At 70.0% G+C, this 22,417-nt stretch carries 21 protein-coding genes and 2 tRNA genes; 4 read left to right on the top strand and 19 right to left on the bottom strand.

Annotated elements, in window-relative coordinates; translation table 11 throughout:
- Window positions 1–65: 65 nt before the first annotated feature.
- A tRNA-Ala gene (locus AB0N16_RS40360) sits at window positions 66–138 on the bottom strand.
- 113 nt (window positions 139–251) lie between these two features.
- On the opposite strand from AB0N16_RS40360, the gene AB0N16_RS40365 reads away from it, so the two are divergent.
- Complete coding sequence (locus AB0N16_RS40365; RefSeq protein ID WP_365805822.1) at window positions 252–1,460, top strand: glycosyltransferase 87 family protein; 1,209 nt, start codon at window positions 252–254, stop codon at window positions 1,458–1,460.
- Here AB0N16_RS40365 and AB0N16_RS40370 read toward each other — a convergent pair.
- The 3 genes from AB0N16_RS40370 to AB0N16_RS40380 all read right to left on the bottom strand — a co-directional run bounded on the left by AB0N16_RS40370 (window position 1,439) and on the right by AB0N16_RS40380 (window position 3,388).
- Window positions 1,439–1,672, bottom strand: a complete 234-nt coding sequence (locus AB0N16_RS40370) for a hypothetical protein (RefSeq protein WP_006136074.1) — start codon at window positions 1,670–1,672, stop codon at window positions 1,439–1,441. The two genes, AB0N16_RS40365 and AB0N16_RS40370, sit on opposite strands and share 22 nt — an antisense overlap.
- 3 nt (window positions 1,673–1,675) lie before the next feature.
- Window positions 1,676–1,849 (bottom strand): hypothetical protein, encoded by a 174-nt coding sequence (locus AB0N16_RS40375; protein WP_107408581.1) that lies wholly within the window; start codon window positions 1,847–1,849, stop codon window positions 1,676–1,678.
- A 69-nt stretch (window positions 1,850–1,918) separates the two neighbouring features.
- Window positions 1,919–3,388: an MFS transporter gene (locus AB0N16_RS40380; protein ID WP_365805823.1), complete on the bottom strand. Its 1,470-nt coding sequence runs from the start codon at window positions 3,386–3,388 to the stop codon at window positions 1,919–1,921.
- Window positions 3,389–3,512: 124 nt separating this feature from the next.
- Here AB0N16_RS40380 and AB0N16_RS40385 point away from each other — a divergent pair, with 124 nt between their 5' ends.
- The gene (locus AB0N16_RS40385; RefSeq protein ID WP_365805824.1) at window positions 3,513–4,424 is read left to right on the top strand and encodes a helix-turn-helix transcriptional regulator; all 912 of its coding nucleotides are present in this window, start codon (window positions 3,513–3,515) and stop codon (window positions 4,422–4,424) included.
- Between the two features lie 62 nt (window positions 4,425–4,486).
- Here the strand turns inward: AB0N16_RS40385 and AB0N16_RS40390 are convergent.
- The 7 genes from AB0N16_RS40390 to AB0N16_RS40420 form a co-directional block, all read right to left on the bottom strand.
- Window positions 4,487–4,559, bottom strand: a tRNA-Ala gene (locus AB0N16_RS40390).
- A gap of 136 nt (window positions 4,560–4,695) precedes the next feature.
- On the bottom strand, window positions 4,696–5,364 hold the full coding sequence (locus tag AB0N16_RS40395) for a histidine phosphatase family protein (protein ID WP_365805825.1): 669 nt from the start codon (window positions 5,362–5,364) through the stop codon (window positions 4,696–4,698).
- A complete protein-coding gene (gene rsfS / locus AB0N16_RS40400) occupies window positions 5,364–5,807 on the bottom strand; it encodes a ribosome silencing factor (RefSeq protein WP_365805826.1) in 444 nt (147 codons plus the stop codon). The genes AB0N16_RS40395 and rsfS overlap by 1 nt, the downstream gene beginning before the upstream one ends.
- A 101-nt stretch (window positions 5,808–5,908) precedes the next feature.
- Window positions 5,909–7,639: a LytR C-terminal domain-containing protein gene (locus AB0N16_RS40405; protein WP_365805827.1), complete on the bottom strand. Its 1,731-nt coding sequence runs from the start codon at window positions 7,637–7,639 to the stop codon at window positions 5,909–5,911.
- Window positions 7,640–7,655: 16 nt separating this feature from the next.
- Complete coding sequence (nadD, locus tag AB0N16_RS40410; RefSeq protein WP_365805828.1) at window positions 7,656–8,348, bottom strand: nicotinate-nucleotide adenylyltransferase; 693 nt, start codon at window positions 8,346–8,348, stop codon at window positions 7,656–7,658.
- A 69-nt stretch (window positions 8,349–8,417) separates the two neighbouring features.
- A complete protein-coding gene (locus AB0N16_RS40415; protein ID WP_351692895.1) occupies window positions 8,418–8,585 on the bottom strand; it encodes a hypothetical protein in 168 nt (55 codons plus the stop codon).
- A 224-nt stretch (window positions 8,586–8,809) separates the two neighbouring features.
- Window positions 8,810–8,971 carry a hypothetical protein gene (locus tag AB0N16_RS40420; RefSeq protein WP_365805829.1) on the bottom strand — a complete coding sequence of 54 codons (162 nt, stop codon included), beginning with the start codon at window positions 8,969–8,971 and terminating at the stop codon, window positions 8,810–8,812.
- 101 nt (window positions 8,972–9,072) lie between these two features.
- Here AB0N16_RS40420 and AB0N16_RS40425 point away from each other — a divergent pair, with 101 nt between their 5' ends.
- On the top strand, window positions 9,073–10,200 hold the full coding sequence (locus AB0N16_RS40425; RefSeq protein ID WP_365805830.1) for a M48 family metallopeptidase: 1,128 nt from the start codon (window positions 9,073–9,075) through the stop codon (window positions 10,198–10,200).
- Window positions 10,201–10,210: 10 nt separating this feature from the next.
- Here AB0N16_RS40425 and AB0N16_RS40430 read toward each other — a convergent pair whose 3' ends face one another.
- The 5 genes from AB0N16_RS40430 to proB all read right to left on the bottom strand — a co-directional run bounded on the left by AB0N16_RS40430 (window position 10,211) and on the right by proB (window position 15,148).
- The gene (locus AB0N16_RS40430; protein WP_365805831.1) at window positions 10,211–11,281 is read right to left on the bottom strand and encodes a hypothetical protein; all 1,071 of its coding nucleotides are present in this window, start codon (window positions 11,279–11,281) and stop codon (window positions 10,211–10,213) included.
- 89 nt (window positions 11,282–11,370) lie between these two features.
- Complete coding sequence (locus AB0N16_RS40435; RefSeq protein ID WP_365805832.1) at window positions 11,371–11,955, bottom strand: hypothetical protein; 585 nt, start codon at window positions 11,953–11,955, stop codon at window positions 11,371–11,373.
- 150 nt (window positions 11,956–12,105) lie between these two features.
- Window positions 12,106–13,392 (bottom strand): glutamate-5-semialdehyde dehydrogenase, encoded by a 1,287-nt coding sequence (locus tag AB0N16_RS40440; RefSeq protein WP_365805833.1) that lies wholly within the window; start codon window positions 13,390–13,392, stop codon window positions 12,106–12,108.
- Window positions 13,393–13,479: 87 nt separating this feature from the next.
- Window positions 13,480–13,908, bottom strand: a complete 429-nt coding sequence (locus AB0N16_RS40445) for a hypothetical protein (RefSeq protein ID WP_365805834.1) — start codon at window positions 13,906–13,908, stop codon at window positions 13,480–13,482.
- Window positions 13,909–14,041: 133 nt separating this feature from the next.
- Window positions 14,042–15,148, bottom strand: coding sequence for a glutamate 5-kinase (gene proB / locus AB0N16_RS40450; RefSeq protein WP_365805853.1), 1,107 nt, complete (start codon window positions 15,146–15,148; stop codon window positions 14,042–14,044).
- A 235-nt stretch (window positions 15,149–15,383) separates the two neighbouring features.
- Here proB and AB0N16_RS40455 point away from each other — a divergent pair, with 235 nt between their 5' ends.
- Window positions 15,384–16,784, top strand: a complete 1,401-nt coding sequence (locus tag AB0N16_RS40455; RefSeq protein WP_365805835.1) for a polysaccharide pyruvyl transferase family protein — start codon at window positions 15,384–15,386, stop codon at window positions 16,782–16,784.
- A 25-nt stretch (window positions 16,785–16,809) separates the two neighbouring features.
- On the opposite strand, the gene AB0N16_RS40460 is transcribed toward AB0N16_RS40455, so the two are convergent.
- From AB0N16_RS40460 to AB0N16_RS40470, 3 genes are all read right to left on the bottom strand, one after another.
- Complete coding sequence (locus AB0N16_RS40460) at window positions 16,810–18,024, bottom strand: glycosyltransferase family 2 protein (protein ID WP_365805836.1); 1,215 nt, start codon at window positions 18,022–18,024, stop codon at window positions 16,810–16,812.
- A gap of 331 nt (window positions 18,025–18,355) precedes the next feature.
- Window positions 18,356–20,443 carry a hypothetical protein gene (locus tag AB0N16_RS40465; RefSeq protein WP_365805854.1) on the bottom strand — a complete coding sequence of 696 codons (2,088 nt, stop codon included), beginning with the start codon at window positions 20,441–20,443 and terminating at the stop codon, window positions 18,356–18,358.
- Window positions 20,444–20,626: 183 nt separating this feature from the next.
- Entirely contained in the window at window positions 20,627–22,126 is a 1,500-nt protein-coding gene (locus tag AB0N16_RS40470) for a bifunctional cytidylyltransferase/SDR family oxidoreductase (RefSeq protein WP_365805837.1), read from the bottom strand.
- Window positions 22,127–22,417 lie beyond the last annotated feature (291 nt).

Below are 22,417 nucleotides of genomic sequence, written 5' to 3' on the forward strand. Positions count from 1 at the left end.
CCCCACGGGTCCCAAACACCCCCCCGGCCCCCCCCCCCACGGGTTGGGCCCCCCTTCCACTTCTGTGGAGCTAAGGAGAATTGAACTCCTGACCTCCTGCATGCCATGCAGGCGCTCTACCAACTGAGCTATAGCCCCGTATTTCGCTCCGCCGGGTTTCCCTGGCGGCGACGCCAACATTACACGGTCGACCGGGCCCACCACCAAATCGTTTCCGTTCTGTACGGATACGGACGCTAGTGTCGGACTTCGTGACCGTGATCGTGTTCTCCGAGACCCGGCGCCGGGTGCCGGCCGCCCTGGGGACGTGCCTCCTGTCGTTCACGGCGTTCTGGGCGGCTCAGCGGGCCGCGCACGTGTCGATGATCGACCTGATGGTCTACCGCGCGGAGGGGGCGACCGTCCTCGCGGGCGGCGACCTCTACGCGCTGCGTACGACGGCCGCTCATCTGCCGTCCACCTACCCGCCGTTCGCGGCGCTGCTTTTCACCCCGTTGACGCTGGCGGACGTCCCGACCCTGCGGACGCTGGCGACGGCCGGCAACCTGGTTCTTCTGGTGGTGTTCGTGGCGCTTTCGCTGCGGCTCGCCGGGCACGCGCGCGTGGAGGGCGTGCTGTGGGTCGCGGCGGCGGCGGTGTGGTGCGAGCCGGTGTGGACGACCGTGCGCTACGGGCAGGTCAATCTGCTGCTGGCCGTGCTGGTCCTGTGGGATCTGTCACGGCCTCCCGAACGGCCGGGCCGCTGGGCGGGGGTGGGCGTGGGGATCGCGGCCGCGGTCAAGCTGACGCCCGCCCTGTTCGCCGTGTTCCTGCTCGCCACGGGCCTGATGGCGCGCCGCGGCGGCCGGGACGGGGGGCCGTGGCTGCGGCACGCGCGCGGGGCGGCCGTCGCCTTCGCGGGGGCGACCCTGCTGGCGGCGGCCGTCCTGCCGTACGACTCGTGGCGGTTCTGGACCGGGATGGTGTTCCGGACGGGGCGGGTGGGGCGGGCCGAGGAGACCGCGAATCAGGCTCTGCGTGGCGTTCTGGCGCGCTTGCTGCACACTCCCGAGCCGGGAGCGCTCTGGACCGCCGCAGCGGCTCTGACGGCCGTCCTGGGGCTCGCCGTGGCGGTCGCGGCGGAGCTGCGCGGCCGGCGGGGCTGGGCGGTGGCCGGGTGCGCCGTGACCGCACTGCTGATCAGCCCGGTGTCCTGGTCGCACCACTGGGTGTGGTGCGTGCCCGTGGTGCTGCTGCTGTGGGCACGCGGGCACCGGGTGGCGGCCGCCGGCACCCTGCTGGTCTTCTGCTCGTACGCCCTGTGGTGGGTGCCACACCGGCATGGACGGCCCGAACTGCACCAGAACGCCGTCGACTTGACGTTGTCGGCGCTCTACGCGATCACCGGCCTGGTGTTCCTGGCGCTCGCCCGGACATCGTTGCCGAAGCCGGGCGCCGCTCAGGCCGTGACGAACGAGTAGAACCGCTTGAGCGTGCAGTGCTCCTCGAGAAGACGGCCGTAGATCGGCTCGCCCTCCAGTTCACGGTAGGTCTCGATCGGGTCGCCTTTTATGATCAGCGCCCGAGCGCATTCCTCGCACCAGTACTGGTAGTCGGGGTTGATCGGCTCCATGTCGCGGACGATCGGGGTGCCGCTTCCGCACCAGTCGCACTTCCGCCTGTGTGCACCCATCGATCAGCTCCAGCTGTGGCCGCAGGCCGTGCACACGTAGGAGATCCCGCCGTTGTCGCCCAGTACTTGGGCCACGTGTGCGGAACCGCAGGAAGGGCAGAGCAGCCGGGTGATCGTATCCCGTATCAACGCCGCACCGAGGAGGTGGCCGCCCTCCTCAAGGATGCTCGCAGGCATCGCTACTCCCTCCCGTCGGGCCGCGCCCCCTTCCGGCCGTTTGATTCTGCCACGGCCGGACCAATACGGTCAGCGACGCCTCAGTACCAGTCCGGACACGGCACCCGCGGCCGCCGTCGCGGCGAGCGCCCATGCGCAGGCTGACAGCGCCTCCGCAGAGGTATACGCCCCCGGCGCCCCAAGTGACTCAAGCCGGTTCAAGAACAGTGTGCCGAACGCGGCGACGCCGATGAGCTGGCCGAGCTGGGTGACGGTCGCCAGGAGGCCGCTGGCGTCCGCCGCGTCCTCGGGGCGCACGGTTGCGAGCGCGCCGGTGAGTGTCGGACTGAAGGCGAGCGCGAGCCCCACGCCCACGCCGGCGTACGCCGCGTAGAGCTGCGCGCCCCCGTCTCCGCCGTCGTGGAAGGCCAGCCCGACGCCGGCGACGGACAGCGCCGTGAGCGCGAACCCGGCCGGCGTCAGCGCCCGCTGCCAGGAGGCGGGCCACCTGCGCCAGGTCAGGGCGACCGCGCCGAAGACGACAGCGGTCGGCGCGAAGGTGAGTCCGGCACGCAGCGCGCCGTAGCCGAGGCCACCCTGGACGTGCAGGGTGAGGGCGAAGAGGAGTCCGGCGTTGACGGCCATCACGGCGAGGATGCGGAAGACGGCCAGGCCCATGCCGGGGTGGCGCAGCACCCGGGGTGCGACGATCGGGGCGCCGCCGCGCCGGGCAAGCCGGGACTCGTAACCGCAGAACAGCGCGAACAGGAGCACGGCGGCCGTCAGGGACAGCCAGGACCACAGCGGCCAGTCCTCCTCCTGGCCGAGCACCAGCGGAACCGTCAGCAGCGACACCGCGGCCCCGAGCAGGACCAGGCCGGGCAGGTCCAGGCCGCGCGCCCGCTCCGGTCCGGATCCGGCGCCCGCCGGCAGGACACGCCTGCCGAGGACGAGGAGTACGGCGCCGACCGGCACGTTGACGAGGAACACCGGCCGCCAGCCGGTGCCGAACAGGTCCGCGCTGACCAGGACGCCGCCGATGGTCTGGCCGGCCGCGGCGCCGACCGCGAGGACCGCCGAGTAGGCGCCGAGCGCCCGGATGCGGGCCTCGCCGGTGAAGGTGCGCTGGATGATGCTGAGGACCTGCGGGATCATCACCGCCGAACCGGCGCCCTGCACCAGCCGGAACACGATCAGCTCGGTGGCCCCCTGGGCCAGGCCGCAGGCCAGCGAGGCCGTGGTGAACAGCGCGAGGCCGGCGAGGTGGACCCGGCCGTGGCCGAGCCGGTCACCGAGGCGGGCGCCGGTGATCAGCAGCACGGAGTAGGTGATGGCGTAGCCGGCGACGACCAGTTGCAGGTCGGCGCCGGAGGCATGCAGTTCGGAACCGATGGTGGGGGCCGCGACGTTCACGATGAAGACGTCCAGCACGGCCATGAACAGGGCCGCGAGGACGACCGTGAGAAGCAGCCGGGGCCGGTTGTCAGTGCGGGGTGCTTCACTTTTCGCAGGGGTTCGAGCGGGTGCGGGACCGGGTCCCGTCCGGGATGTCGTCGTCATGTGTCCGAGCGTGGCGAGGGGCCGGTACGGGTGCCGAGAGCCCGCCGATGCTGGTACTGGCAGCACCTGGCAGAGGGCGGGTGCGGCGCCCACGATGGAGGACGTGACGACGGGGGACGTGACGATGAGGACCACTGCACACCGCCGCAGGCCGGAGCTGGCCGCGTTCCTGCGCAGCAGGCGGGCCCGGGTGACACCGGCCGACGTGGGGATGCCTCCGGGGCTGCGGCGGCGTACTCCGGGGCTGCGCCGGGAGGAGGTCGCCCAGCTCTCGGGCGTGGGGGTGACCTGGTACACGTGGCTGGAGCAGGGCCGGCCGATCAACGCGTCGCCGCAGGTGCTGGACGCGGTGGCGCGGACGCTGCGGCTGGACGCGCCGGAGCGGGAGCACCTGTACCGGCTGGCGGAGGTGCCGTACGCGGCGGCGCCGGAGAGTCTGTCCCGGTCGGTCGGCGCGGAGGTGCAGGGCATTATCGACGCCCTCGATCCGCTGCCCGCGGTGGTGTACACGTCGCGGTACGACGTGCTGGCCACCAACCCGGCCTACCGGGACCTGTTCCTGGTGCCGGAGACGGTGCGGATCGGTGTGCCGAACGTTCTGTGGACGTTGTTCACGGTGTCGGAGGAGGCCTGCCCGGTGATGCACCGGGAGCGTGAACTGCCGGTGATGGTGGCGACCCTGCGCTCCTGCTACGGCAGACATGTCGGCGAGCCGGCCTGGGAGGAGTTCATACGGGCGTTGTCCGCGACGAGTGCGTACTTCGCCCGGTTGTGGGCGAGCGGTGCGGTGGCGCAGCCAGGGCCGCGGGTGAAGACGTTCCGTCATGAGGCGGTGGGCGAGCTGCGGATGACGTCTCAGTCGCTGTCGATCGACGGGATGCCGGAGTCCCGGATCGTGGTCTACACGCCGGAGGACGAACGGACGCGGGAGCAGGTCGCGTTACTGCGGGAGCGCAGGCAGCGGCTGTGGCCGGTGACCGGCGCCGAGGCTGCCGAGATCATCCGGGAGTGGAACACACAAAATCCCGCCCTCTGAAGAGAGGGCGGGACTTTATCACCGGTCTTTGACAACTCGACAGTGTGTGGAGTGTCGATCTGTGGAGCTAAGGAGAATTGAACTCCTGACCTCCTGCATGCCATGCAGGCGCTCTACCAACTGAGCTATAGCCCCTCGTGTTCTTCCCGTCTTTCCGCTCGGCGGGGCGAACAAGAAGAACTTTAGCCTGCGACCTGCCGGAAAGTGAAATCCGGGTCCCGGGGCGGGACGGGGGGCCGCAGGACCGTCGGTCGACGGCCGAAAAGGGCTCTCAGTCGTCGTCGCCAAGGACGGGCTCCGGCAGGGTGCCCGCGTTGTGCTCCAGGAGCCGCCAGCCGCGGGCGCCTTCGCCGAGCACCGACCAGCAGCAGTTGGTGAGGCCGCCGAGGCTCTCCCAGTGCTGGGACTCCAGGCCGAGGAGGCGGCCGATGGTGGTGCGGATGGTCCCGCCGTGGCTGACCACCACGAGGGTCCCGTCCTCGGGGAGCTTCTCGGCGTGCCGGAGCACGACGGGCGCGGCCCGGTCGGCGACCTCGGTCTCCAGTTCGCCGCCGCCGCGGCGGACCGGTTCACCGCGCTTCCAGGCGGCGTACTCGTCGCCGTGGCGGGCGATGATCTCCTCGTGGGTGAGGCCCTGCCACACGCCCGCGTAGGTCTCACGCAGCGCCTCGTCGCGGATCACCTCGAGGCCGGTGAGCTCGGCGAGCCGGGCGGCCGTGTCGGATGCCCGCCTCAGGTCGGAGGAGACGATCGCGTCGGGGCTCAGGGAGGCGAGCAGGCGGGCGGCGCGGCGGGCCTGGCCGATGCCGGTCTCGGTGAGCTCGACGTCGGTGGAGCCCTGGAAGCGGCGCTCCACGTTCCAGAGGGTCTGGCCGTGCCGCCACAGGATGATGCGGCGGCCGCGGCCCCTGCGGTCGGTGACCTCGCCCGTGGCGCTCATCACCACTCCCCGCCCGGCTCGCCGGCGTCCTCGGCGGCCTTCAGCTCGGCGTGCTCCGCGGCCTTGCCTCGGGTGGCCTTGGCATCGGTGGGCAGCTCGATCTCGGGGCAGTCCTTCCACAGCCGCTCCAGGGCGTAGAAGACGCGCTCCTCGCTGTGCTGGACGTGGACGACGATGTCGACGTAGTCGAGCAGGATCCAGCGGGAGTCGCGGTCGCCCTCACGGCGCACCGGCTTGGCGCCGAGTTCCTTCTGGAGGCGCTCCTCGATCTCGTCGACGATCGACTTGACCTGGCGGTCGTTGGGCGCGGAGGCCAGCAGGAAGGCGTCCGTGATCGACAGGACGTCGCTGACGTCGTAGGCGATGACGTCGTGGGCGAGCTTGTCGGCGGCCGCCTGGGCGGCGGCGGTGATGAGCTCGAGGGAACGGTCGGTGGCGGTCACTACTTGGCTTTCCGTCGGCGGTCGTTTGACCTCAAGGGTCTCACGGACCGCCGGGCGCACCCCACGTGATTACCGCGTCACGTGGGGTGCGAGGGACGTGCTCAGGAGGAGGACGGCTTGTAGTCCTGGCCGAGGACGACCGAGACGTCGGCGCCCGAGCCGACCGTGCCCTTGGCGACGGCGCCGGTGCCCAGGCCGAGGGTCTTGGCGACCTCGGTGGCGTTCTCCTTGTCGGCGGCGTCGGAGTACAGCACCTTGGAGGCGGCCTGGGTGCCGGAGGCCGTACCGCCTTCCAGGAAGGTGTAGCCGCCGTTGACGAGGACCACGCGGGCCTTGTCGGTGTTGTCCTTGACTCCGGTGGCGTTCTGGACGGAGACCCGGACCGCGGAGTCCGCGGAGGGGCTCTTGGCGGTGCCGCCGAGGATGTCCTTGACCACGCTGGAGCTGGTCTGGGCGCTGAGGGTGCCGTCGCTCTGCACGGGCAGCAGGGCCGTCTTGTAGTCGCCGCCCTTCGCGAGGTCGGCGAGCTTGGCGAGGAAGGTGCCGAGGTCCTTGTCGGTCAGCGAGGGGTCGAGGATCTGCGCGAGGGTCTGCACGGTGACCGTGGCGGCCGCGGAGTCGGAGGACATCTTGCGCAGCACGCCCTGCATGACCTGCCCGAACCGTTCCAGCTGGGCGTTCTGGGCCTCGCCGGAGGCGCGGTAGGTGGCGTAGGCGACGGCGGCCTTGCCGCTGAGGGTCTGGTCCTTGCCCTTGTGGACCAGGGGCGCCTGGCCCTTCTTCTTGGCGTCGGGGTCGGGGACGTCGGCGTTGGTGTCGATGTCGATGTTGCCGACGAGTTCGACGAGGTTCTGCAGGTAGGGGGTGTCCAGGCGCCAGGTGCCCTCGATGCTGGTGCCGAGGACGGTGTCGAGCTGGTCGCGGGTTCCGGAGGAGCCGTCGTCGCCGACGGACTTGGCGAGGGTCGTGGTGGTGCCGTCGTCGTCGGTCATGGCGAGCGAGTTGGGCAGCAGGACGGTGGTGCCCTGCTTGGTGGTGGTGTTGTCGACGAGCAGCGCGGTCGAGGTGCCGCCGCCGCTGGTGTTGTGCAGGTGGACGACGACCACGTCGCGTTTCTGGGCGGCCGCGGACGTCGTCGTACCGCCCTTGGAGCCGGAGGAGGACAGGCCCGGCAGCTTTCCGGCATACCAGAGGTAGCCGGCGCCGCCGACGGCGACCAGGGCGAGGACGACGACCAGGGCGGTCATGCGGCCGCGGGCGCGGCGCTTGGCCTCCTCGCGGCGCTCGGTGCGGTTCTCGGTGAAGTTCAGCCAGTCGATGACGTCCTCGGAGTCACCGTCCGGGACCTCGACGAACGCGAACTGCTCGGTGTGGTAGTCCCGTTCGTCTCCGGGGGTCTGCCGGGGACCGGTGGTTTCCCCGACGGGCCCGGCCTGCTGCGGGATGTGCGCGGTCTGCTCGGCGACCCGGGGCTGCCGGCCGCTGGTGGCGGCCTGCCCGTAGGGGTCGTAGACGGGCGGGCCGCCGGTGCCGTACGGGTCGTAGGCGGGTGTGACCGGCTGCTGCCCGGTGTCGTGAACGGGGGGTACGGGGGCCTGCTGCCCGGTGTCGTACGCCGGCGGGCCCTGCCGTCCGGTGTCGTACGGCTGCGGGACCTGCCCCTGCCGGCCGTCTCCGGCGTACGGGTCGTAGCCGTAGCCCTGTCCGGCGTACGGGTCGTACGTCTGCTGTTGCTGTGCCGGGATCTGGCGGTACACCGGCTGCCCGTACTCGTCGTAGCCGACGAGTTCGTACTGGTCGCTTCCGTAGCCCGCGTCGTATCGGTCGTTCACCGGTGCCCCTCTCGGCTCACTCGCCGCGGTACAGCTCGCGCTTGTCGATGTAGCGCACGACTCCGTCCGGCACCATGTACCAGATGGGGTCGCTCTTGGCGACTCTCGCACGGCAGTCTGTGGAGGAGATGGCGAGCGCGGGAACCTCCACCAGCGAGACGCCGCCCTCCGGGAGACCGCGGTCGGTCAGTTGGTGGCCGGGCCGGGTGCAGCCGATGAAGTGGGCCAGGGAGAAGAGTTCCTCGGAGTCCCGCCAGGTGAGGATCTGGCCGAGGGCGTCGGCGCCGGTGATGAAGAAGAGGTCGGCGTCGGGGTTGAGGGCGCGCAGGTCGCGCAGGGTGTCGACGGTGTAGGTGGGGCCGCCGCGGTCGATGTCGATACGGCTGACGGAGAACTGCGGGTTCTCCGCGGTCGCGATCACCGTCATCAGATAGCGGTCCTCGGCCGGTGAGACGTTGCGGTGGGTCTTCTGCCACGGCTGCCCGGTCGGCACGAACACCACCTCGTCGAGGTGGAACTGGGCGGCGACCTCGCTGGCCGCCACGAGGTGCCCATGGTGGATCGGGTCGAACGTCCCGCCCATCACACCGAGACGGCGTTTGCCGGTGTGCGCGGGGCCCGCGGGGGTGTACCGCGGGGTCGTCACCGTGTCCTCGGCGGCATCGGCCGCGTCATGCGCCGGACCGGTAGGCATGTCCTGCTCTCCCATGCGTGCAGACCCTACCGGCCCGGCCCGTGGGCCCCGCCCCGAGGACGGGTGCCGGGCTCGGCCGCCGGCTCAGCGGTCGCGGTTGAAACGGGTGGTGATCCACAGCAGAAGCAGCAGGATGATGAACGCGCTGCCACCGGTGACGAGCGGGTTGAGGCTGTTGTGGTTGCCGCCGTGCTCCTCGCCCTCGGCGGCGAGGGTGACCAACTGGGCAGCGGCGCTGTGAAGATTCATCATCTGCGGCAGGACCTATCGCGTGTGGACGGGATAAAGACGTCGGCCCATCGTATGCGGGCGGCCCGGCGACGATCACGCCGACTCCTCCGTTGAGCCGACTCCTCCGTTGAGCCGACTCCTCCGTTGAGCCGACTCCTCCGTTGAGCCGACTCCTCGGGTCCGTCGGGCCGGCTCCCCGGTCACGCCGGTTCCATCGGCCCCACGAGGGGAACGATCCCGGCGGTTCAGTCGTCCTTGTGTCTGTACCCGCGCAGCAGGAACCAGGCGGTCAGCGCGCAGCCCAGGAACATGACGATCAGAACGACCCGCAGCAGGTCGCCCGAGCCCTGTTGGTGGGCGGCGCTCGCGGCCTGGGGGAGCCAGGCGGCTCGGGGGTGGTGCTCCATGAGGCACTCCTTCGGCTGTACTGCCCGCCCACGGTATCTCCGCCTAGGCTGGGCCCTGCTTCGGGGGCACGGTGGGCTCACTCACGCACATGGGGGATGACATGTCCGACGACGGCCACGAGCAGAACGGGCACGAGCGGGTGCCGAGCAGGCAGCGCAGGCGGTTCCCGGGGATCTCCTCGCGCGCGTACGAGCATCCGGCCGACCGTTCGGCCCTGGTGGCGCTGCGCAAGCTGAGCGGCTTCGACACGGTCTTCAAGGCGCTCAGCGGGCTGCTTCCGGAGCGGAGCCTGAGGCTGCTGTTCCTGTCCGACTCGGTCCGCGTGTCGGACCAGCAGTTCGCACACCTGAACGACATGCTGCGGGACGCCTGTTACATCCTGGACCTGGAGAAGGTCCCGCCGATGTACGTCAACCAGGACCCGCAGCCCAACGCGATGTGCATCGGCCTGGACGAGCCGATCATCGTCGTCACCACCGGGCTCGTCGAGCTGCTCGACGAGGAGGAGATGCGTGCGGTCGTCGGGCACGAGGTGGGGCACGCGCTGTCCGGGCATTCGGTGTACCGCACGATCCTGCTGTTCCTGACGACCCTGGCGCTGCGCGTCGCCTGGATCCCGCTCGGCAATCTCGCGATCATGGCGATCGTGACGGCGCTGCGGGAGTGGTTCCGCAAGTCGGAGCTGTCCGCCGACCGGGCGGGGCTGCTGGTGGGGCAGGATCCGCGGGCCTCGATGCGCGGGCTGATGAAGATCGCGGGCGGCAACCATCTGCACGAGATGAACGTGGACGCGTTCCTGCAGCAGGCCGAGGAGTACGAGGCCGGGGGCGATCTGCGCGACTCCGTGCTGAAGATCCTCAACGTGCTGCCGCGCTCGCACCCCTTCACCACGGTCCGCGCGGCCGAGCTGAAGAAGTGGGCCCAGTCCCGTGACTACCAGCGGATCATGGACGGTCACTATCCGCGGCGGGACGGGGACAAGGACACGTCGGTCAGCGACTCGTTCAAGGAGTCGGCGGCGAGCTACGCGAGCGATGTGAAGAGCTCCAAGGACCCGCTGATGAAGCTGGTCACGGACATAGCGGGCGGGGCCGGCGGCCTGGGCGGCCGGGTCAAGCGCGGCTTCGAGGGGTTCACGAGCGCGCCGCCCCCCAAGGACGCTCCCCCGCAGGACGCACCGCCTCAGGACGGTCCCGCGCATGAGGAGCCCCCGCGGGACGAGGAGTAGCGGGGGGCCGTCAGACCTTCGGTTCGGCCCCGGCGGCCAGCGTGCCGCACAGGGCGGTGGCGCTGTCCGTGGCGTACGGGTCGGTGCCGGCCGGGCCGCCCGCCCTGGCCGTCTCACCGGCCAGCAGCGGGTGCAGGTGGTCGGCGGAGTCCCCGGCGCAGGACAGCGGGCCGGCCTGGACGTAGGAGACGACCAGCTGGGCCTGGCGCAGGCGCAGGTCGTCCCGGTCGAAGCGGAAGGTCAGCTCACGGCGGACGGTGAACAGGGAGACCTGGGAGCCGGCCGGGGCGCCGGTGGCGCGCAGCGCGTAGACGAGGGTGTGGTCGGCGGTGACCTCCAGGGTGGCCGAGTCGGTCTCGGTGGCCTGCATGCTGCCCTGGACGCGGATCTTCGGATCGGCGAGCTCGGCGCGGGTGGGGTCGAAGCGGACCAGCCATCCGGTGGGCGCGTGCCGGCCGTCCGCCGCGGGGTGGTCGAGGCTCTGGTCGAACTGGTCGAGCTGCCCGGGGTCGAGCAGCACCCGCGCGGGCCGCACCTCGCTGCTGTCGAGGACCTCGGGGTAGAGCGCGGAGCGGACGATGTAGTCCTTGGCCGTGGTCAGGGCGGTGACGACCTGGCTGTCGGAGAAGTGCGCGGTGCTGCGGGCGGGCGGCAGCGGTATCCCCTCGGCGCCGACCTCGTACTGTGCGGCGGGGCTGTGCGCGAACAGGGTCTCGGCGTCCGCGGCGCCGGGCACCTTGCCCTGCGGGGCGAGCGGGACGACGGTCATCCGCAGGGGTTCGACGGGCCGCTGGGCCTCCTGGGTGCCGTAGGGGTGGCGGACGCCCATGTAGATCGCGGTGCCGAAGGCGACGAGGATCAGCAGGACGAGGATCAGGGCCTGCCGGGTGAGGCCCCGGCGCAGGGGCGGGCGGCGGCGTACGGCGGGCGCGTGGTCGGCCATGCGTTCGCGCGCGGAGGATTCCTGGAGGCGGGCAGCGCGAACGAACGATTCGTCGAAGACGACGGATCGGTATTCGTCCTCTCCACCCACGGGGCCGCCCTCGGGTGTCCCCTCGGGTGGGTCCACAGGCCCGCCCATACTCTCAGAGTAGGTCTCGGAAGCCTCAGGTAAACGCCCAGCTACACGACAACTTCTGACAGGTTCTCACCAGAACGGGCAATCGCCGCTCAGGGGGTCCGCGGGACCGCGGAGACCGCCGGCTGGGCGGGCTGGGAGTACTCGGCGGACGCGGAGGGTGCCGCCGCGGTGCCCTGTTCCAGGCCGGTGGAGGAGGGCCTGGGCACCTGGTCGCGGCTGCCGCCCGAGGAGGCGCCGCGGTAGACGGCCGCGAAGGCCAGCGCGACCATGCCGATGCCCATGACGACGGCGAGCACCCAGGCGACGGGCCGGTGCCAGCGGACGTGCTTGCCGTACGTCCCCGCGGTGCCGTACCGGTCTTCGAGTACGTCGGGGTCGTCCAGGTCGTCGAGGTCCGCGCCGTGGCCGAAATCGGGGCCGTCGGGGCCGTAGCCGTCGTCGTATCGCTCGCCTCTGGCATGGGCGCGGCGGGCTTCGGCTTCGGAGGCCTCGGCTCTGGCCTGTGCGGCGGCAAGGAGGCGTTCGACCGCGGTCGGCTCGTGGATCACGGCCGCCGTCACAAAGGCCTCGTCGAAGACCACGGAGTCGAACTCTTCGTCCGACATCCCGCGGTCATGGTCGTCGTCGGGCTCCCAGCCGTCAGGGAACGGCGTGCCCCCCACGTCCTCCGGCACGGATCCAGAGTAGACCTGGGGGGTCAATTTGGGCAGACGGTATGGAAATTCATAGGCCCTGTGAGACGCCTCTCACGCCTGCGCGGGCCCCTGTACGCCCTTCCGCGCGCCCGCACGCCGTGTCGGGTGCGCGGCTGGGCCGTACGGGTGTCAGCGGCGGATGTGGCCGTCGCCGGTGACGATGTACTTGGTGCTGGTCAGCTCCGGCAGGCCCATGGGGCCGCGGGCGTGCAGTTTCTGGGTGGAGATGCCGATCTCGGCGCCGAAGCCGAACTGGCCGCCGTCGGTGAAGCGGGTGGAGGCGTTCACGGCGACGGTGGTGGAGTCGACCAGCTGGGTGAAGCGGCGGGCGGCCTGCTGGGAGGTGGTGACGATCGCCTCGGTGTGCCCGGAGGTCCACAGCCGGATGTGCTCGACGGCCCGGTCGAGGGAGTCGACGACGGCGGCGGCGATGTCGTACGACAGGTACTCGGTCTCCCAGTCCTCCGGGACGGCCTCGACGACGGTCGCCTTGGAGTCCTTGGCGTAGGCCAGCACGCGTTCGTCGGCGTGGACGGTGACGCCGGCCTCGGCGAGGGCGTCCAGGGCGCGCGGCAGGAACTCGGGGGCGATGTCCTGGTGGACGAGGAGGGTCTCGGCGGCGTTGCAGACGCTGACCCGCTGCGCCTTGGAGTTGATCAGGATGTCGATCGCCATGTCGATGTCCGCGTGCGCGTCGACGTAGACGTGACAGTTTCCGGTGCCGGTCTCGATGACGGGGACCTTGGACTCCATGACGACGGTCTGGATGAGGGAGGCGCCGCCGCGCGGGATGAGGACGTCGACGAGGCCGCGGGCGCGCATCAGCTCGTGGACGGACTCGCGGCCCTCTCCCGGCACCAGCTGGACGGCGTCGGCGGGCAGGCCGGCGCCGCCGACGGCGTCGCGCAGGACGCGGACCAGGGCGGTGTTGGACTCGTGGGCGGAGGCGGAACCGCGCAGCAGGACCGCGTTGCCGGACTTCAGGCAGAGGGCGGCCGCGTCGACGGTGACGTTCGGGCGGGCCTCGTAGATGATGCCGACGACGCCGAGCGGGACACGGACCTGGCGCAGGTCGATGCCGTTGGGGAGGGTGGAGCCGCGCACCACCTCGCCGACCGGGTCGGGCAGCTTCGCGACGTCACGGACGTCGGAGGCGATGGCGCGGACCCGCTCCGGAGTGAGGGTGAGGCGGTCGACGACGGATTCGCTGGTGCCGTTCTCGCGGGCCTTGGCGATGTCCTTGGCGTTGGCCTCGACGATCTCGCTCGTACGGACCTCCAGGGCGTCCGCGATGGCGAGCAGCGCGTCGTCCTTCACGGCACGCGGCAGCGGCGCGAGGTCGGCGGCGGCGGCCTTGGCACGGTAGGCGGCCTGGGTGACCGGGGACATGGCGTCGTACGGCGAGAGCGTGGTCATGGGGGAAGCGTAGTGCGCGACGGCGTCCCGTCCAGGCGTCATCCCATACCGCGAGACGGGTTCAAAAGGGGGCAAGAGGGGTCATGGCTAGAACGGGTGGATACCGACCGGTGTCGCCGGTCGCGGACCGTAGCCCTCGGCGATCCGCTGGTGGTAGGTCGTGCGGTCGATGACCTCCAGGCCGACGATCTCCCAGGCCGGCAGGCCGGCGGTCTGACGGTGCTCGCCCCACAGGCGCAGCGCGACGGCGGCGGCGTCGTGGAGGTCGCGGGCCTCTTCCCAGTAGCGGATCTCGGCGTGGTCGCAGGCGTAGCGGCTGGTGAGGAGGAACGGGTGATCGTGGGCCAGTTGTTCGAGTCCACGGCGCAGTTCCGGCAGGGGGACCTCGGCACCGCAGACGCTGAGGGTGACGTGCCACAGACGGGGCAGGTCCTTCGGCTCCTCGTAGGTGTCCCCGGCCGCGACGCTCGTCAGAGCACCGCGGGACGCCGCAGCCCCAGGGCGCACTCGTCTCACGACGGCCTCCTTCAGCTGTGCAAGCTGTGCTCGTGCGGAACGTGGTCCTGAGACAAAGTTGAGCAGGCCGCCAGGGTTCGTGTGGCGGTTTTACGGAACGTCCCCCACCGGGGCCCGTCGTTACGCCCCGTTTTTACGGGTGCAGGATCACCAGGTCGTCCCTGTGTACGACCTCGCGTTCGTACGCCGGGCCCAGCTCGCGCGCCAGCTCCCTGGTCGAGCGCCCGATCAGCTGGGGGATCTCCTTGGCGTCGAAGCTGACGAGCCCGCGGGCGACCGCGCGTCCTTCGGCGTCGCGCAGTTCGACCGGGTCGCCCGCAGCGAACTCGCCCTCCACGGCGGCGATCCCGGCCGGCAGCAACGACTTGCGGCCCTGTACGACCGCGCGGACGGCGCCGTCGTCGAGGGTGAGCGAGCCCTGCGGGGTGGAGGCGTGCTGGAGCCACAGGAGGCGTTCTGCGGACCGTTTGCCGGAGGGGTGGAAGTAGGTGCCGGTGTCGCCGCCGGAGAGTGCTTCGGCGGCGCGCACGGCGCTGGTGAGGACGACGGGGATGCCCGCGGCGGCGGCGATCCGGGCGGCCTCCACCTTGGTGACCATGCCGCCGGTGCCGACGCCGGCCTTCCCGGCGCTGCCGATCTCGACGCCCGCGAGGTCCTGCGGGCTCCGCACCTCCGCTATCCGCGAGGTGCCGGGCCTGCCGGGGTCGCCGTCGTAGACGCCGTCGACATCGGAGAGCAGGACCAGGAGGTCGGCGTGGACGAGGTGGGCGACGAGGGCGGCGAGGCGGTCGTTGTCGCCGAAACGGATCTCGTCGGTGGCGACGGTGTCGTTCTCGTTGACGACCGGCAGGGCGCCCATCGCGAGGAGTTTGTCGAGGGTGCGGGAGGCGTTGCGATGGTGGGCGCGACGGCTCATGTCGTCGGAGGTGAGCAGGACCTGGCCGACGCGGACGCCGTAGCGGGCGAAGGAGGCGGTGTAGCGGGCGACGAGCAGGCCCTGGCCGACGCTGGCGGCGGCCTGCTGGCGGGCGAGGTCCCTGGGGCGGCGGCGCAGCCCGAGCGGCGCGAGTCCGGCGGCGATCGCTCCCGAGGAGACGAGGACGACCTCCTTCTCCCCTCCGCTGCGGCTCTTGGCAAGGACGTCGACGAGCGCGTCGACCCGGTCGGCATCCAGGCCGCCGGAGGCGGTGGTCAGTGAGGAGGAACCCACCTTGACGACGATCCTGCGGGCCTCGCTCACGGCCTGCCTTGCGCTTGCCACGTCCTGTCCCCACTTCCTTGCGCGTGGCAGCAATCTACGCGAAGCGGATGTGCGGGGGACGCGGCCGTCCAGCCTCCGGACGGGGAGCACGCGCGGGCGTTGCGTAACCGATCGATCACGCCCCGCTCACGGCAAAAAGGTTGCACGGACTGCTTATAGAAATTGAAGCAAACGCAAAGTTAATTTGAAGTTTGTGTCATCTAAAGTTCGCAGCGTGAAGCGCATCCTCCTCAGATCGGGCAAGAGTCCTTACGACGCCGTCAGCGTCGAGGAGGCCCTGCACCGGGACGTCATAGCCACCAACTCCGGCAACCTGATCTTCAGCGATGCCGCGCACAAGATTCTCGAGACTCCGGGCACCGAGGTCGTGTCGAACGGCATGCCCTCCGACGTCGCCGCCGCCGCACGGATCAACGAGGAGTACGACGCCTTCGTCATCCCGCTCGCCAACGCCTTCCGGCCGTCCTTCGAGAGCGCGTTGAAGCGGATGACCCGGCTGGTCTCGAAGCTGAAAATCCCGGTTGTCGTGCTCGGCGTCGGTGCGCAGACCGGAGTCGGCTACAACCCGGACCGGCTGAAGCGCATCGAGCCGACCGTGCGGGAGTTCTGCGCGGCGGTGCTGGAGCGCAGCGCGTCGATCGGCGTGCGGGGCGAGTTCACCGAGCAGTACCTGAGAAGCATGGGCTTCAAGGACGTCGAGATCATCGGCTGTCCTTCGCTGTTCCTGTACGGCGACCAACTTCCGGTGCACAAGAAGGCGCTGGAGTTGACGCCGGATTCGCGGATCGCGATCAACGGCTCGCACAGCGCGGTGCGCACGCAGGGCCTGGACCGGATCATCACGCGCACCCACGAGCGTTACCCGCATCTGCGGTTCGTCGGCCAGAACCTCAGTGACGCGCGGCAGTTGCACTGGCGGGACCTGTCGGACCCGAACGCCGCGGTGACCGCGATGCCGACCCACCCGGACCATCCGATGTTCCTTGAGGACAAGGTGCGGGTCTACATCGACCCGGTCACCTGGATCGACGATCTGCGGTCTTTCGACTTCTCCTTCGGTTCGCGCATCCACGGCAACATCGCGGCGCTGCTCGCCGGCACGCCGGCCACCGTGCTGTGCGGTGACTCGCGGACGCTGGAGCTGTGCCGTTACTTCGAGATCCCGCACCTGCTGCTGGACCAGGCGGCCGAGGATCCCGATTCGGCGGACCCGGCGAAGCTGTACGCGGAGGCGGACTTCGGCGGGCTGGTCGGCGGCCACCGGGAGCGCTTCGAGCGGTTCACCGGGTTCCTCGACCGGAACGGTCTGGAGAACACCTTCACGCACGGCGACGGCGGTGCGGCCTTCGAGGAGCGGATGCGCGCGCTGGCGTTCCCGGCGGGCATCCGCCCCTGGAACGAGGCGGATCTCACCTCGCTCAGCTCGCGGTTCGGCTGGCTGCACAGCCGTATCGACGAACTGTCGCTGGACAATGTCAAGCTGCGGAAGGAACTGGCGCGCGCGGGGTCCCGTGCCAAGGCGGCGGCGGTCGTCGTGCCGCCGCCCTCGGTCTACCGACGGGCCCGGCGGGCCGTGGGCAAGCCGATCCGGCGGGCGCTGGGGACGGGCCAGTAGGCCGGCGGCCTGACCGGGCGCCCGGTCAGGCTGCCGCCGCTTTGACTTCGCGTGCCGGCAGCGACCTGCGGAGCCTGCGCAGAGCGCGCCGCAGGAAGGTGTTGGCCGCGTCCTCCCGGTAGCCCCCGATGGCGCGGGCCTCGCGGGCTTCGGCGAGGTAGATCCAGTCGGGAACGCCTGCCGTCCTGGAGCGGAAGTGCGGATAGGCGAAGTAGACGCGGGTGCCGCGCTTCTCCAGGAGGGCCCCGGCCTGTTTCTTGGCGTGTACGAACTCGACGACGTCCAGGAGGAGGTCGGGGCGCTGTACGGCGACCAGGTGGAGTCGCAGTCGTTCGTGGACCTTGAGGCGGCGGGCGATCTCCGGATTCCAGTGGGCGTCCATCAGCGGCCTGGCCAGCTCCAGCTTCTTCCGGCGCACTTCGTCGCTGTCCTTGAGGAACTTGGGACCGAACTGCGGGAGCAGGGTGACCAGGAACGGCCGGACCATGAGCGTGTCGCGACGCGCTCCGGCGGGGACCATGTCGGCGATCAGGTTCATCAGGGCGCGTGCGGAGTCGAAGCGGAGGGTGTAACTGCCGCTCTTGGTGACGTGTTTGCCGTCCTCGCGGCCGACCAGGTAGTAGCAGGGGTAGTCGGCGATCACGGAGACGCCGTCGGCGCGCAGGTAGGCCTCCATGGTGAACAGCGCGTCCTCGCCGGTCCACAGGGACTCGTCGAAACGCATGCCGTGCTGTTCGAGAAGTGCGCGGCGGAACAGTTTCTGCGCGCTGAGCGTGAACTTGATGTTGGACGAGAAGACGTCGGTGCGGTCGAGCGTCCGGCCCCACATGGACCGCGGCGCCGTGCGGTTGATCCCCTCGACCTTGCCGAGGACGACGTCCGTGTTGTTCTTGTCGGCCATGGCGACCATGCGGGCGAGGGCCTCGGGGCCGAGCCGGTCGTCGGCGTCCAGGAAGAACACATAGCGGCCTGCGGCCTTGGCGAGGCCGACGTTGCGGGGGCCGCTGGGGCCGCCCGAGTTCTCCTGGCGGATCACGGTGACCGGCATGGCCGCACGGTCCGCGAACTCCTCCAGGTACTCCCCCGTGCCGTCGGTAGACCCGTCGTCGATGGCGATGACCTCCATGCGTGCCGGGTCGAGGGTCTGGCGCTCCACGGAGGCCAGGCATTCGACGAGATACGGCATCGCTTCGTACGCCCCGATGATCACAGTCACATCAGGCTGCGCAACGACGGTCACGTTTTCCCCCTAGTCAATGGTGCGTTCCCCCTGCGTCACCTCGATCGCAACGTGTTAGATGGCCGGTCGGCCCAGCCGGTTGCCTTGGAGTGCACTTTCAGTGGCGCATGTCACGTGACTAGTAGCAAGCCGTGCGGTGTACAGCGGGTTACGTCGGACAGTACGGACGTCCGGTAAGAGCTGCTCACCGAAAACTGCGAAGCATCGGTAAGAAGAAGCGGAGTGGACGGCTAAGCAGAGGTAAGAAGTCGGGCTCGGGGGCACGCCGAGGGGGCTCGGTCCCGGCGGAGTTTCCCGGTACCGCGCCCCCTCGGCGTCGTGGTGCGAGCGGTCAGCCGGCGATGGTGCCCTCGGCCTCGCCGGCGGCCTTCAGCGGGTCTCCGGGCAGCACCTCGGCGAGTTCGGCCGCCTCGGGGTCACCGGCCGCGATGCGGGCCTCCTGGCCCAGGTTGCGGATGTCGGCCTTGCGGGCGAGCGCGGCGACGGCGGCGTTGAACTGCTCGATGGAGGTCGGCTCGTCCGGTCCCAGCAGATACTGCTTGAGCTCGTCCCGGTCCCCGGCCAGCGGATCGGCCGAGGGATCGCGTACGGCGTCCAGCAGGGCGTCCAGTTCCTTGGCGCTGTTGGAGAGGATCACGGCGGCGCGTACGGCGGTGTTCGCCCGCTTGAACTCCTCCACGCCGACTTCGGCGGAGTCGGTGACGGCGTACGGCTTGCCGCTGGCGATGAAGTCGGAGACGACGCTGGAGATGTCGGAGACCATCGCGTCGGAGACGTTGAAGCAGTCGTACAGGCGTGGTTCGGCGCCGATGACGACCCGGTGCTCGTGGTCGGGGAAGGAACGCCAGTGGGCGTCGTTCCATTCGGCGCGCAGCTGGGCGATCTCCTCGTGCTTCTTCAGGTCGACGACGTCGTCGCGGCTGGCCTCGGCTTCGTCGCGCTTCTCGCCGCCGGTGCCGGTCAGCTCGGCCAGGCGGGTCTCGATACGGATCAGCTCGGCCCGCGCCGCGGTCTGGGCGGCCGTGTCGGCGGTGAAACGGGGGTCGGCGGCCCGCTGGGCGGCGGCTTCCGCGACGAGGGCGAGGACGCGCCGGTGGGCGGCGCCGGCCTCGGCGCTGACGGTGCCGGTGAAGGGGTGCGGCTTGTAGAGGACGCGGACCGGCGGGTCGGCCGTGACCAGCTTCTTCACGATGTTCTCGCCGGCGAGCACGAGGGAGGTGTTGCCGGGGTTGCCGTCCCAGCCCTCCCAGGTGGGCGCGTAGAGGACGGTGGGGCAGCGTCCCTCGGTGGCGGGGACGTCCGGCCGGGTCTGGATGGGGGCCAGCTGCGGGCGGCCGACCTCGACGATGTCGTCGTCGCGGACACCGACGTCGGCGATGGCGTAGCGGTCACGGCCCGCGCGGCCGGCGGTCCACACCTCGTCGTAGACCTTGCTGAAGGGGTTGACGCTGGCCAGCTTGTCGCTGTCGCCGTGGCCGATGAAGACGTGCTTCATGGTGGGGACGCGCAGCAGGTGGATGTTCTTGCCGACGTTGGCCGCGTAGAGGGCGACACGGACCGTGGAGAGGTCCAGGTTCATCAGGTGCACACCGCCGGGCACGCAGATGACGGGGGCGGTGGTGGGGGCGAGGTTTTGCAGGATGACCCGTTCGCGCAGCAGGACCAGCGGGCGGGAGTCCAGCTGTTCCATGGTCTCCAGCCACATGTTGACCTGGTAGGCGGAGTCCTTGGAGCCGGAGAAGTAGAGCACGGTCTCGGGCTTGTAGTGGCCCAGCCAGTCGTCGACGGCGGCCAGCACGGTGTCCGCGTTCGGCGGGGTCTTGCGGCCGCGCACGTACGGCATCAGCACCAGTACGTATCCGCAGCCCAGGGCGAGGGTGATCCCGATGCCGACGAAGCCCGCGACGGCGTTGTCGGTCATCGCCGAGACGAGCAGACCTACGACGGCCGCGAGGTCGAGATGGAGCATCTTCTCGGCGGAGCGGTCGAGCAGGCCGCGCGGCGGGGCGTCCGGGATGCGGATGCGGGACTTCAGGTCGACGTTGCGGGTGGCGACCGGCATCCGGCGGCGGTTGCGGATCAGGGTGACCAGCGCGCCGTGCGGGGCCTGCAGGCCGTAGAAGGCGATGAAGCAGGCGATGGCGCCGTAGAAGATCAGGTCGTTCGACAGGGACATCCGGGCCAGCAGCAGGATCAGCAGCAGCTGCCGGATCAGGAAGCGGATCGACAGGCCGGCCCGGACCTTGCTCAGGCGGTTGATGAGGTAACTGCCCTTGCGGTGCAGGTAGTGGTCCGCCAGGTACGTGACGGCGGCCGCGGCCGCGAAGGCGTAAACGCTCGGGACGAGCGCGGCGATCATGAGCACGGGGAAGCCCAGCATCATGAGTGCCGCCGCGGCCAGCTCGGCCGCGCTGCCCACCCGGGCGACGCGAATAGCGGTGGATATCACGGAGAACCTTTTGCTGACAAAAAGGCCGGAATTTGACCTTGCGGACGATCTGGGAGGTTGTCGATCGGGAATTGTTACGGTTCAGGCCTCTGTGGTTGCTCCGCGAACGCGCAGCCACAGAGGCCTGAATTACAGATGACTAATGAAGGCCGATTATGCCACGCCGGCCTGTCGGTCCAGGACACTGGCCAGCGCCTGCTCGAAGCCGGTGGCCAGGCCTGCGGAGGCCGTCGGGTCCTGCTGGCGGACGTCGATGACATGGCCGGTGAGTTCGGACAGCAGCACGTCGAGGGAGGTGCGGGCGACGGCCTCGGAGGAGAGCAGCGAGCCCGCCGGTTCCTGGCCGAACGCCTTGGTGCGCATCGGGGTGGCGGTGCGCTCGGGGTTGACGCAGTTGACGCGGATGCCGTCACCGGCCCACTCGTCGGACAGGGCCTGGGTGAGGTTCACCATGGCGGCCTTGGTCGAGGAGTAGAGGCTGTATTCGGCGCGGCCGCGGGTGTAGCTGCTGGAGGTGTAGAGCAGCAGCTGGCCGTTGGTCTCGGCGAGGTACTTGTAGCTGGAGCGGGCGATCTGCACCGGGGCCAGGTAGTTGACCTTCAGCGCTTCCTCGATCGTGGCGTTGTCGGTCTCGGCGAGCTTGCCGATGCGCAGCACGCCCGCGGTGTTGACGACGTAGTCGATGCGGCCGGTCTCGGCGTACGCCTTGGAGAGCGCGTCGTCGACCTCCTCCGGGTTCTCCACGTGGGTGCCGGTGGTGGAGCGGCCCAGCGCGTAGACGTTCGCGCCGTAGGACTCGGCGAGTTCGGCGATGTCCTTGCCGATGCCGTAGGAACCGCCGAAGATCACCGCGGTCTTGCCGGTGAGCAGTTCGCGGTAGGCGTCCTCGTCCTTCTGCTCGGGCGCGGCCGTGGAGCCGAGCTGGAAGAGCTTGTCGGCGATGAAGACGTCGACGGGCTGGGTGACCTTCATGTTGTACTCGTCGCCCGCGACGACGTGGATCGGGACGTCCGGCAGGTACTTGAGGACGACGGAGCAGTCGTCGGTGGCCTGGAAGTTGGGGTCGCCGTCGGCGACTTCGTAGGCCCGCTTGATCGTGGACAGCTTGAACGCCTGCGGGGTCTGGCCGCGGCGCAGCCGGGAGCGGTCCGGGATCTCGGTGATGAACTCGCCGTCCTCGCCGTGGGTCCGCGTGACGATGATGGTGTCGGCGGACGGGATGGCGACGTCGACGGCCTGGTAGCGCTCCAGGGCGGTCACGCAGTCGTCAATGACGCGCCGCGACAGCAGGGGGCGTACGGCGTCGTGGAAGAGGACGTTGAGGTCCTCGCCGTCGGCCAGGCCCTCGCCGAGCGCCTCGATGGCGCGCTCGGTGGTCTCGTTCCGCGTGTTGCCGCCTTCGATGATCTTCTTGACCTTGGTCAATCCGGCCTTGGCGACGATCTTCTCGACGTCCGCCACGTAGCCCGGCGCCATCAGCACGATGATGTCGTCGATCGAGTCGGCGTTCTCGAAGGTGGTCAGGGTGTGCTCGATGACTGCCTTGCCGGCGATCTTCAGCAGCTGCTTGGGGATCGACAGACCCACCCGCTGGCCGGTGCCACCGGCCAGGATGACTGCGGTGGTTCGGGGCTTGGCTATGTGCTGGGACACAGGTGACCTACCTTGGGGCATCAGGGAACCAGGAAATGGTCCCACTTCCGGTAACCGCAGTGCAAGGTGAGTGCCGCCCGCTGCATATGTGCCCGCAACCTTTCATTCACCTTGCATCGCTGGTGATGGGTGTCGCCGATCGGACGTCCGGGGAAGTTCCATGAATTTGCTGTGAGTAACTACACAGGGCATTCCGGTTGCTGTGCGTGACACATGGCACCGCCTCGGCAGTGCTGAGCCGTCCGCACGGACGGCTCAGCAGAACTAAGCCGTGCTGCACGGACGGCTTAG

The organism is Streptomyces sp. NPDC051105 (assembly GCF_040682795.1).
Classification (GTDB): domain Bacteria; phylum Actinomycetota; class Actinomycetes; order Streptomycetales; family Streptomycetaceae; genus Streptomyces.